At 65.6% G+C, this 10,415-nt stretch carries 10 protein-coding genes; 2 read left to right on the top strand and 8 right to left on the bottom strand.

The annotated features are described in order from the left end of the window. Window positions 1-135 precede the first annotated feature (135 nt). The 3 genes from KVT37_RS26065 to KVT37_RS26055 form a co-directional block, all read right to left on the bottom strand. On the bottom strand, window positions 136-537 hold the full coding sequence (locus KVT37_RS26065; protein WP_217577883.1) for a GFA family protein: 402 nt from the start codon (window positions 535-537) through the stop codon (window positions 136-138). Between the two features lie 23 nt (window positions 538-560). Beyond that, window positions 561-1,619, bottom strand: coding sequence for a Gfo/Idh/MocA family protein (locus tag KVT37_RS26060; RefSeq protein WP_217577882.1), 1,059 nt, complete (start codon window positions 1,617-1,619; stop codon window positions 561-563). A 103-nt stretch (window positions 1,620-1,722) separates the two neighbouring features. Continuing rightward, window positions 1,723-2,508, bottom strand: a complete 786-nt coding sequence (locus KVT37_RS26055) for a ThuA domain-containing protein (protein WP_217577881.1) — start codon at window positions 2,506-2,508, stop codon at window positions 1,723-1,725. A 211-nt stretch (window positions 2,509-2,719) separates the two neighbouring features. On the opposite strand from KVT37_RS26055, the gene KVT37_RS26050 reads away from it, so the two are divergent. Beyond that, window positions 2,720-3,478 (top strand): DUF4239 domain-containing protein, encoded by a 759-nt coding sequence (locus KVT37_RS26050; protein ID WP_254634258.1) that lies wholly within the window; start codon window positions 2,720-2,722, stop codon window positions 3,476-3,478. 2 nt (window positions 3,479-3,480) lie between these two features. On the opposite strand, the gene KVT37_RS26045 is transcribed toward KVT37_RS26050, so the two are convergent. Continuing rightward, window positions 3,481-4,728, bottom strand: a complete 1,248-nt coding sequence (locus KVT37_RS26045) for a glycosyltransferase (protein ID WP_217577879.1) — start codon at window positions 4,726-4,728, stop codon at window positions 3,481-3,483. 239 nt (window positions 4,729-4,967) lie between these two features. Further along, window positions 4,968-6,452 (bottom strand): tlde1 domain-containing protein, encoded by a 1,485-nt coding sequence (locus tag KVT37_RS26040; protein WP_308642769.1) that lies wholly within the window; start codon window positions 6,450-6,452, stop codon window positions 4,968-4,970. 331 nt (window positions 6,453-6,783) lie between these two features. Between KVT37_RS26040 and KVT37_RS26035 the strand changes: the two genes are divergently transcribed. Continuing rightward, on the top strand, window positions 6,784-7,047 hold the full coding sequence (locus tag KVT37_RS26035; protein ID WP_217577877.1) for a hypothetical protein: 264 nt from the start codon (window positions 6,784-6,786) through the stop codon (window positions 7,045-7,047). A 95-nt stretch (window positions 7,048-7,142) separates the two neighbouring features. Here the strand turns inward: KVT37_RS26035 and KVT37_RS26030 are convergent, their stop codons facing one another. From KVT37_RS26030 to KVT37_RS26020, 3 genes are read right to left on the bottom strand one after another with little or no spacing between them, the layout of a single operon-like run. After that, window positions 7,143-8,396: an NAD(P)/FAD-dependent oxidoreductase gene (locus tag KVT37_RS26030; RefSeq protein ID WP_217577876.1), complete on the bottom strand. Its 1,254-nt coding sequence runs from the start codon at window positions 8,394-8,396 to the stop codon at window positions 7,143-7,145. After that, a complete protein-coding gene (locus KVT37_RS26025) occupies window positions 8,393-9,115 on the bottom strand; it encodes a methyltransferase domain-containing protein (RefSeq protein WP_217577875.1) in 723 nt (240 codons plus the stop codon). The genes KVT37_RS26030 and KVT37_RS26025 overlap by 4 nt, the downstream gene beginning before the upstream one ends. Next, on the bottom strand, window positions 9,112-10,179 hold the full coding sequence (locus KVT37_RS26020; RefSeq protein WP_217577874.1) for a type III polyketide synthase: 1,068 nt from the start codon (window positions 10,177-10,179) through the stop codon (window positions 9,112-9,114). The genes KVT37_RS26025 and KVT37_RS26020 overlap by 4 nt, the downstream gene beginning before the upstream one ends. Between the last annotated feature and the right edge of the window lie 236 nt (window positions 10,180-10,415).

The following is a 10,415-nucleotide window of genomic DNA, read 5'->3' as shown; positions in this document are numbered from 1 at the left end:
CGCCCCACGAAGTGGGGAGAGGTGGCTCGGCGAAGCCGAGACGGAGAGGGGAGCGCCCTACGAAGGCCCCCGCTCCGGCCGCTTCGCGGCCACCTCTCCCCCGCCTTTGGCGGGGGCGAGGAAGGAACTCAACAGTCAGCCGAATTTCGCCAGCGGCTCGGCGCTTATCTCAACCCACTCGCAACGGCGGCTGTCGTGGTAGAACGACTGGAAAGGCGGCGGAAACGATTGGTCCGCGAAGGCGCCGACTGGAATGGCGGTAAGGCCGGGCTGCGTGTCGATGCGATAGTGGACGGTGGTCCCGCAATCCGGGCAGAAGCTGTAGATGACGCGGCCGCCCAGTTCGCCGACGCGCGTGAACTGCAGGGCACGCCCCTCTATCGCCACGTCAGCCTCGGCAAATCGCACGTTGTAGCTGAAGGCGCTGCCGGTGCGCCGCTTGCAGTCGAGGCAATGGCAAACCGAAATGCGCACCGGCTCGCCCGAGCAAGTGGCTGACAGCTGACCGCAGGAACATTCGGCGCGACGCGTGACCATGCAAGCTCCTCCCTGCAGGGACCTTACTGCGTATCCGCGTTGGCCCTCAACTCGGCGCGTTTTTCATCCGACACCACGGCAAGGTCCAGCACCTTCTGCAGGCCCGCCGCGTGGCGGAAGGTCGGCTCGGTTTGCACGCCGCTTTTCACCGCCTCGACGAAGCGCTGGTAGTTGGTCGGCACCGTGCCGGCGTCGAGCTCTTCCCATTTGGCGCTCTCGATGTTGTCGCCGATACAGGCCTTCAGAGCCGAGCCTTCGAGATTGTGCACCACCTCGACGCCGCCCTTGTCGCCGTAGATGCGCAGCCGCAGTTCGTTCATGTGGCCGGTGGCCCACCGGCTGGCATGCACCACACCGAAGGCGCCGTTGGCGAAGTCGAGCGTCATGGCGAAACTGTCATTGGCGTCGAGCTGGTATTCGCCGATGCGGTTGCCCGGCGCCTTGTCGAAGGCGCGCAGCCGGCAGAACACATGGTCGATGTCGAGTGCGGCGCCATAGCTGGCGAAATCGAGGATGTGGATGCCGACATCGCCGAGCACGCCGTTGGAACCATGGCCGCGCGACAGCCGCCACAGCCATTTCGGATCGGTGCGCCAGTCGCCCCAGAATTTCGACACCAGCCAGCTCTGCAGATAGGACGCCTCGATATGGCGTACTGTGCCGATCTCGCCGGCCTGCACCATCTGGCGCGCTTTCTGCAGCGCGGCGACGTTGCGATAGGTGAGGTTGACCATGTTGACGATGCCGGCGGCTTCCGCGGCATCGGCCATTTCACTGGCCTTGCCGAAATTCTCGGCCAGCGGCTTCTCGCACAGCACCGGCTTGCCGGCGGCGACCAGCGCCATGGTGGTCGGGTGGTGGATGCGGTCGGGCGTGACATTGGCGACCGCGTCGAAACCGCCCCAGTCGATCGCCGCCTCAAGCGAGGTGAAGCGCTTAGGGATCTTGTAGGCGTCGGCATATTCGCCGACGCGCTTTTCATCGACATCGACCGCGCCGACGATGTCGACGCCCTCGATAGCGCCGAAGCGGCGGGCATGTTCCTGCGCCATCCAGCCGGTACCCAGTATCAAAAGCCGCATCTTCTGCTCCTCCGAGCGATTTGGTTCGATTCAATTACGGGCTACGAATGTGACCCAGGCGCTATTTCCACGCAATCCCGAGTGAAGGAGAGAAGCGCCTTTTTTAGCGGAAGCCGGCCTCGCCATGCGCGTGCAGCTTTGGTCCGCGTTCCTCGATCGGCTCCAGCGCCTTCTCGACCGGCACGTTCGGCGCATTGAGGATGGCGGGGTTCGATCCTTGCGGGTTGTGCGCCCACTTCACCGCGTTGCGCAGCACTTTCTGGACCGTCGCATCATGATAGGTCGGATAGGTTTCGTGCCCTGGGCGGAAGTAGAAGACATTGCCGGCGCCGCGCCGGTAGGTCAGGCCGGAGCGGAACACTTCGCCGCCCTGGAACCAGGAAATGAACACGGTTTCCAGCGGCTCGGGCACGGCGAACTGCTCGCCATACATCTCCTCGTTCTCGAGCTCGAAGAACTCGCCGACACCTTCGGCGATCGGATGGCTGGGGCTCGTCACCCAGAGCCGCTCGCGCTCGCCGGCCTCGCGCCATTTCAGCGTGCAGGGGGTGCCCATCAGTCGCTTGAAGATCTTTGAGAAATGGCCGGAATGGAGCACGATCAGCCCCATGCCTTCCCAAACGCGTTTTGCAACGCGCTCGACCACCTCGTCGGCGACCGCGCCATGGTCCTTGTGGCCCCACCAGACCAGCACGTCGGTCTCAGTGAGGCGGGCTTCCGGCAGGCCGTGCTCCGGCTGCTCCAGCGTGGCGGTCGTAGCGGAGATCGCCTTGTCGGCGGCGAGCGCCTTGGCGATGGTCGCGTGCATGCCTTCCGGATAGATGCCGGCGACCACCTCATTGGTCCGCTCATGGATGTTCTCGCCCCAGACGACAGCGCGAATTGTCATGGATAGCCTCGTGAGTGATGGGAGCCGCCCCGCGCCATAGATAGCGCCTTTGCCCGCTATTGAAAGTGGTTTTCGACCTTCGCTTCGCTGTGCATGGAGGCCGGCGAAAAGTCTCCTTGTCGGCCAACGATATACGTCCCTATGCTTCGACGTTGATTCAGCCGCCGCACAGCCAATTGGCAAGCGCCGCGCCTCGGTTACAATGTCAGCCATGGGCGAAGTGCTTGTAGGGACAGCGATCTTTGCTTGCCTGGCCGGGGCCTCGCTGGTCAGCCTGATGGTGCACGAGCGCTTCCCTGCTCACCACCTTGGGGACGACACCAGCGCGGTAGTGCGGCTTGCCGCGAACCTTTTCGTGGTGATGTCGTCGCTTATGCTCGGCCTGATGATCAACTCGGCCAAGAATACATTCGAGTCTATCAACGGCAACGTCCACACCTTCGCCACCGATCTCATTCTGCTCGACCGAACGCTCCGACAGTATGGGCCGGAGGCGGACAGCGCCCGGCAGTCGCTCACCGCCTACGTCCAGCGCGTCGTTGAGACCTCCACGGCCGACAGCGACACGACCGTCGTCCCGAACAGGCTGTCGGAACTGCTGCTCAATCAGGTCGGCGACCTGATGGCGGGATTGACGCCCACGGATGCCAAGCAGACCGCCGCGCAGCAGGCCGCGACACAGCAACTGCAAAAGCTGATCGAGCAACGCTGGGTACTTGCCGAGCAGTCCGAGGGCGCCATTCCCGCGCCAGTGATCGTCCTGCTGGTCGCCTGGCTGACGCTGATCTTCGCCAGCTTCGGTTTCAGGGCGCCGCGCAATGGAACCGTCATCTTCACATGCCTCATTTCCGCGGCGCTGGTGGCCGCGGCGATCTATCTGATCATCGACATGGACTCGCCCTTTTCAGGTCCGATCCAGATCTCGCCGGCGCCCCTGCAACGGGCGCTGGCGGAACTGACCGCGCAATGAGTTCACCGGCTGGATTTGCCCGGTAATTCAATCAGCAGCCTCGCCGCCACCTCGGCACCGTCAGCGCGGATATTGCCAGCCATTGCCGATGCACGAGCGCGGGTTTCGGGCGCCAGCGCCGCGCCCAGCGCCGCCGACAGTGACTCCGTCGTCGGCACCGGACCGTCATGCGCGGCGCCGATGCCGAGCTCGGCGGTGCGCTTCGCCCAATAGGGCTGGTCGCCGATCTGCGGCACGATCACCTGCGGCGCTCCCGCCCGTGCGGTAGCGACCGTGGTGCCGGCGCCGCCGTGATGGATGACGGCGGCGACGCGGCCGAACAGCGCCTGCTGGTTGACCTCGCCGATGACGAAGCAGTCGTCGCCGTCGTCGATGCGGCTAAGCTCGGCCCAGCCCTGCGCGACCACTGTGCGAAGCCCCTTGGCGCGGATCGCCTCGATCGCGGCGCGGCCAGCTTCGCTCGTAACCGATATCGAGCCGAAGCCGACATAGACCGGCGGCGGGCCGGCATCGAGGAAGGCTTCGAGCCCGTCGGGGAGGGGCCTTTCGTCCGGCAGGATGAAGGCGCCGGTCTGCACCGCATCGATCAGGTCCGAGGGCAGCCACGGCCCCAGCACCGGGTCGCAGGCGAGCAGGACAGTATCGCCATAGACATAGTCCCGGGCATTTTGCACCGGCGGCAGTCCGAGCGAGGCGCGATGGCCGTTGATCGCCTCGCCGAAGAGCGCGTTCTTGGTCCGGATATCCGTTTCCCAGAGCAGCCGGTTGTCGGTCACGCCGGGCGGCAGCGGATGGACTGGATATTCATGCGGCCGGTTGTGCTGCGACGGCAGCCAGATCGGGCAGAATGTGCCGAGCACGTAGCGCATACCGCGTTGCTCGGCGACCATCCGCGCGGCGGCGCAGGACGGGAAGAGCCCGAACGCCACCACGACGTCGCAGCCTTCGGCGGCCGTGGTCAGCGCCTCATATTGCCGGGCGACGATCTCGGCCGCCTGGCCGGAGATGAGCCTGGCCCGGTCCTCGGGCGAGGCCGATCGTGACCGATTGACCATTTCCTTGGCCCATTCGCGCACCGGCGCGAACGCAGGCGCAAAGCTCGCGCCGGCGCGGGCAACGAGGGCGGCAAACTCATCGTCGCCCGGCGCGCTCACCCTGGCTTCGACGCCAAGCGCCTGCAACGCGGCGCCCAGCGCCGCCAGCGGCTCGACGTCGCCGCGCGAACCGTAAGTCGATAACAAAATCCGCATTCCATGCTCCGTTGTCGCTTCTTCGGAGCAGCGTTGATACGCCATGTCCAGGGTCTTGCCGCAAGCCCGGGCTGCGCCATATCTATATCCTGGGAAGGGTCGTTATCGTTTCCTCGGTCGAGGTTGCGATCGTTGTCATCGGCTCGAAGTGGCGACGGCAGGCACCCAGGCGCGTTTGGCGCCAAGGCCCTTCGCAGCTGGGGATCAGCCGGCGACCAGCGCGCCGGCGTGTGTAGCGATTAACCCTGGCGGCCTTCCTGGGCGACCTGGGTGGGGGATCTTGTCAGGCGCGGGACCACGACAAGGCGCTTGATCTTGCCGTTTTTGTAGGCGGCAAGGAAGCGGCGATAATCCTTGAAGACGACGCAGCCGTTCGACTCGGCGCGGCCGCCGCGCAGCATATAGGTGTGCGCGAGCAAGCCGTTGCGGCCATATTTGTTTTTGCCGCTGGTCGGCGTCATACGGATCGCCTCGACGCCGTGAAAGCGCGATTCACGCATCGACAGATTGTAGGTGTCCGGCGGCGTCGGGCCGACATTCTTGCGGTTGACGAAGCGTGGCTGGTCGACCATCGAGCCCAGTCCCGAATGCGCCTCCAGCCTGGAGCCGTCCGGCATATAAACCGTCTTGGCCGAGATATCGTAGACGGCCACGCCATCGCCCATCGAGGGCCCGTTGAAAAGGTTGCGGAAGGCGCTGCCCAGGTTACCGCGCTCGGGCGTATCCGGCTTGGCATAGGCGAGCATCTCGGATGCCTGCGCCTTGCGCTTGCTGGGCTTGGTGTCAACCACCAGCGGCTTTGAGCCCGTTACGCCCGGCAGGGCCTGGTCGCCGCTTCTCGGCGAGACCGCTGACGGCGCGCTTTGCGCGGAGTCGGCGGCGGCCGGCTGCGGCTTGGCCCTGGCGGCCTGAGGCTTCGCGGCCTCGGGCTTCTGCGGCTTGGCCGCGCTCTGTTCGGGCGCCTCGGTGGCGCGCTGGAGCGTGGTGCGGGGCCGAAGGCCGGGCACGGCGATGCTGTCGGGCAGATCGTCCTGCGGCGGCAGCGAGGCGACCTGGTACTCGCCGTCCTGGCCCTTTTCCGCATTGCCAGCAACACCGGGGCCGGCGACATCGGTCGTGCCGCCGTTTTGCAGCGCGACGGCGGTCGGCACGTCCGCCGTGTCTTGCGGCGCGATATTGGCAAGCGCCAGCGCCAGGTCGGAAGCGCCAGCAACCTCGGCTGGCTGAGAACCGAAGCGGGCTTCCGCCGGCGCGTCCGGCTGCTGCGCGCCGCCGAAGCGGCTCGCCGAAGGCAGGCTGGCAAGCAGGAACGGCGCCTTCTCGGCGCGGGCAAAGGCATCGGCAAGCTTCTGCGGCGAAAGCGCCGCGCGCTTCACCACGCCGTCGAAACTGTCGACGGCCCCGGCAGCCGAAGCCACCACCACGACCTTTTCCTGCGCGACGCTGTCGGGCGCCGGCAGCTTGAGGCGAGCCATCTTGCCGTCGTTGGCATTATTCTTCAGTTTTTCAGTGGTTTTTCTGTCATGGCTGAAGCTTGTCGCGAGGCTGAAGCAGCCGGCGTCGCAGCCGCCGGTGAGCGAGCCGGCCTTATAGCCGCCATTGGCTACAAGGCGCGGCGCCCAGGCATTGGCGATCTGCCGGCGCTGGTCGCCAAGCGCGATGTTGCGCGGCGAAAGCAGGCCTTGCGGCAATCCGTTGGAAGCGGAGGTCAACGAGGTGCTCACCGAATAAAGCCCCGCCAAAGTGGCGACGGACCATAGGGCGAGGGCGGCGCCGACAGCAGGCACCAGGACCCAACGATGACCAGACTTTTTCGAAGTTACCCCCCCATGAGGAGCGTCACCCCGGTTTTTCAAACGCAAAAACGCCATACGACCACTCTCAATCGGCATGCCGGTTTGCGGACCTGGCACCCGTCACGATCACAGTTCGCTGGTGCCCCCTGCACCTTCACGCGTCTGTTGCCGATTGATTCAAAAGATGGACAAAGATGGTTAACCAATCCCTCCACCAATCGCCATTTTGGCGACGGTCCATACGAAAAAAGAGCCCTCCATGGTCTGCGCCACGGTAGAAATGCTCTCCCTCACCCGCTTTGCTGCCCGTTTTTCCGGCCTCTGTCAAGAAACCGTGAAGGCCGGAACCGCAGCAATCCTGGCCGCGTATCGAGCGATTGGGGTCAAAATGCGGCCAGACGCCGGGCAGTGGAACAGCCAGACAAAGGATGCAGTGGGCCAGCCGGCAAAACCGGCAGTAGGCATTGCGGCGAGGGGATTACCCCAAAAAAAGTCACATGCGCCGGAGGGCGGAGGCGACTGAAGTGGGGAATCCATGCGCCGCCGAGCTTTGCCCCGGTGGGAAATTCAGGCGCTCTTGCTCAGGCGACTGCGACCACGTTGGCGCCTTCAGCAGACTCAGCCGCTTCGCGCTGAGCGCGCATCGGCCAAGCCGGGGACGGGTTTCGTCTTGCCGCTGAGCCGCGCGCCCAGGGTCAATGTCCGCGGAAAATTGCGGACAACCGCTCTCATCACGGCGGCACCGCCGGGGCCAAGGGCAATGCGCGCGATGGCTTCCGCGGCCATGACACGGGTCGAGAACAAGTCTCTCCAGGCCGTCTCGTAGCGTCTTCCGGCCGCTTCGCGTTCCGCCTGCCCACCTGCTGCCATGCAGAGCTCCTGGGCCAGAAGCCAGCCGGATTGAAGCGCCATCGAAATGCCTTCCGCAATGATCGGATGCGACTCGCCGGCGACGTTGCCAACACGAAAGATGTCCCTGTCGTAGCCGGCGCGGATGCCTGGCCGGATCGGGCCGGCGGCAAGCCACGGACCGTCGAGGATGGCTTCCTCCAGCGCGTCCCGCACACCTCGGCATGTCGCCTTGAGATGATGCTCGACGGTTTCGGCCGCGGAGACCTGGCCACCGCGCTCGCGGGCATGGCTGCCGCGCAACCGGGCGAGCACATCGCGCCTTATGCAGCAGGAGATGGACATGCGGCCATGGTCTGCGAGCACCATGCCGCCATAACCGCCGGGAAACGTCAGCAGCGGCATCAGGTCGGGCGGCAGCGTCGATCCTGAAAAATGCGCCTTGAAGCCGAGCAGGTCCGAGGGATGGCCTTTCTTCGCGAGTTGGCTCGGCAGCGGCCCCGGCTCCCACGAGCCGTGCGCGGCGACGATCACCGGCGCCCGCAGGATCGTTGCTTCGTCGCGGGAATTCGCGGCTCCTGCCTGGATCCGCACCGCCTGGCAGGCGCCGTCGCGTTCGATGGCGGCGGCGCGGCACGGCTGGAAGACTTCCGCGCCGGCAGATCGGGCCGCATCCAACAGCAAGGTGTCCAGCACGTCGCGGCCGAGCGCCCGGCCAAAGCCGCTTCCTGCCGTGGGCCCGGACTTCGGCATCGGCGCCTCGACGCTGGCCTCGCCGGAAAAGAGGCCGACCCGGCGAATTTCGGGACCCGCCTCGGCCCGCCACGCATCGCCGATCTCCAGCCGCTCGAGGAGCGCGAGATTGCTTGCCGAAATATATTCGCCGCACACCTTGCGGCGCGGAAACACGCTCTTTTCCACGATCGCTACGGCCCAACCGCGGCGGGCCAGCGCCAGCGCCGCCGAGGTGCCCGCCGGGCCGGCGCCGATGACGACCGCGTCGTGGGTCGATGCCGGTCTCATGGCGCATTTACGGCAGGCATCGACGCGGCGCCGGCAAAGACATGGGAGAAGGGACCGGCGCGCCGCTCCTCGAGTGGTCGCCCGCCCGCGGCGCTCCAGAGGTCGGAAAGTTCGCTGCCACGGAAGCCGGCGCGCACGCTTTGGGCGGCGTCATGCCTTGTGACGTCGTTGGCGCCGATTGCCGGCAGAAGCCGGGTCGCCGCCAGCGCCAAGCCTTTCCTGCGCGGTTCCGTCGCCAGGAGCAATGGCGCCCTGCGAACCAGCAGCGAAAACAGACGCCGCAGTCCGGCGTCGTCGAAATGATGCAGAAACAGGTTGACCGTGATCACATCGAAGGCCCCGCCATCCGCCTTCTGCGCCCAGTCGAAGACGTCGACGGTGAAGGTTTCGAGCTTCCACCCCAGACCGGCGAAATCCGCCGTGAGCTCAGGGGTGACGAGGCCGACGCGATCGAGCATCGTCAGCTCCATCGCCGGCCAGTCTTTTGCCATGCGCCGGGCCACTTTCAGCATGAAGCTGCCGTCGCCGGCGCCGATCTCGAGGATGCGGCCTGGTGCCTTGGCCATGAATGTCCTCATGAGCGAGACCATGATCGGCGCCTGGAACATCAGCGCGTTGATGCGGGCGAGATCGCGCCGCGAGCGGAGCGCCCGCGGATCGTCGGCGGCAAGGCCATCGAGGATTTCCGGGACCAATGTCCGTTGATCGAGCGTTGTCATGACACGGTCCGGAACAACATGGTTTCGGCCGTCAGTCCGGGTCCGAACGACATGCCGCAGCCGAGCTGCTCGCTCGGCGCCTTCAGCATCTCTTCCATCACGAACATGACCGTGGCCGACGACATGTTGCCGTATCGGCGCAGCACCTCGCGCGACGGCCTGAGTGCCGCGGGCGCGAGGTTCAGCGCCCTCTCGACGGCGTCGAGAATGGTGCGCCCGCCGGGATGCACGGCCCAGAGGCCGATCGCGTCCGGTGGCCGGCCGCCGAGGATGGCGTCCTGGTTGCCGCGCAGCGCCTCCTGGATCGCGACGGGCACCTGACCGGAGAGAAACATGTCGAAGCCATGGTCGCCGATATCCCAGGTCATCAGTTCCCGCCGCTCGTCCGCGACGGTGCAGCGGAAGCTGTCGAGCTCGATGCCGAGCGGCTCGCCGGTGACGAGCGTTGCCGCGCAGCCGTCGCCCCAAAGGCAGAAGGACAGCAGCTTTTCCAGTTCGCTGGTTTCTCTCAGATGCAGGGTGCAGATTTCGATATTGACCAGAAGGATCCTCGCCCGCGCGTCGGAGCGGACGATGTGGCGGGCAAGCTTGAGGGCGTTGACCGCGGCATAGCAGCCCATGAACCCGATCATCGTGCGTTCGATACCGTCCGGCAGGCCGCAGCGCGCGGCAAGGTCGAGGTCGATGCCCGGCGCGGAGAAACCGGTGCAGGTGGTGATGATAAGATGGGTGATGCGCGATGTCTCGTCCCCGAGACCCAGTCCGTCGATCGCCTTTTGCGCCAGAATGGGGGCTGCTTGGCCGAACATTGCCATCCTGGCCGCCGTTCCAGGAAACGCGCCACGCCTGAAGGTGCCGGCAAGGTCGGCCGACGGGCCTTCGGGATCGACAGCGGGCGCAAAGCAGGAAAAGCGGTGCTCGATGCCGGCAAGGCCGGCCATGCGTTGGAATATCCTCCTGCGATCGGCGCTCAGCATGGAGGCCGCGTAGCGCAGGTAGAACTGATGGACTTCATGCTCCGGAACCGCTGTCGCGATCCGGTTGATATAGGCGTTGGCGGACATGTACTGTCTCCCTGGGCCTCGGGCGCGGTACGCGCTTGTTGCCGGAAGGGCTCCTTGCCATGAGCGTCCCTGTCGGGCGCCAGGTGCTGTGCGTTGCCTGTTCGATAAACGTTTCGGAAAACCTGTTTCTTCCCCGGCGTGCGGTCCCGAACCTAAAAGATTTGCGAGGGATGACAGGCAAAATCAAAGTGTTACAGCCCTTTCCACACCTTGGCGGGCAAGGGCTTCGGGCCGAT

This window comes from Mesorhizobium sp. GbtcB19, assembly GCF_019091085.1.
Classification (GTDB): Bacteria; Pseudomonadota; Alphaproteobacteria; order Rhizobiales; family Rhizobiaceae; genus Mesorhizobium.
This window is presented reverse-complemented; position numbering and strand designations above follow the sequence as displayed.

Bases quoted from the DNA above. Each gene is read 5' to 3' on its own strand.
- KVT37_RS26065 (WP_217577883.1), bottom strand. From the start codon at position 537: ATGGTCACGCGTCGCGCCGAATGTTCCTGCGGTCAGCTGTCAGCCACT.
- KVT37_RS26060 (WP_217577882.1), bottom strand. From the start codon at position 1,619: ATGCGGCTTTTGATACTGGGTACCGGCTGGATGGCGCAGGAACATGCC.
- KVT37_RS26055 (WP_217577881.1), bottom strand. From the start codon at position 2,508: ATGACAATTCGCGCTGTCGTCTGGGGCGAGAACATCCATGAGCGGACC.
- KVT37_RS26050 (WP_254634258.1), top strand. From the start codon at position 2,720: ATGGGCGAAGTGCTTGTAGGGACAGCGATCTTTGCTTGCCTGGCCGGG.
- KVT37_RS26045 (WP_217577879.1), bottom strand. From the start codon at position 4,728: ATGCGGATTTTGTTATCGACTTACGGTTCGCGCGGCGACGTCGAGCCG.
- KVT37_RS26035 (WP_217577877.1), top strand. From the start codon at position 6,784: ATGGTCTGCGCCACGGTAGAAATGCTCTCCCTCACCCGCTTTGCTGCC.
- KVT37_RS26030 (WP_217577876.1), bottom strand. From the start codon at position 8,396: ATGAGACCGGCATCGACCCACGACGCGGTCGTCATCGGCGCCGGCCCG.
- KVT37_RS26025 (WP_217577875.1), bottom strand. From the start codon at position 9,115: ATGACAACGCTCGATCAACGGACATTGGTCCCGGAAATCCTCGATGGC.
- KVT37_RS26020 (WP_217577874.1), bottom strand. From the start codon at position 10,179: ATGTCCGCCAACGCCTATATCAACCGGATCGCGACAGCGGTTCCGGAG.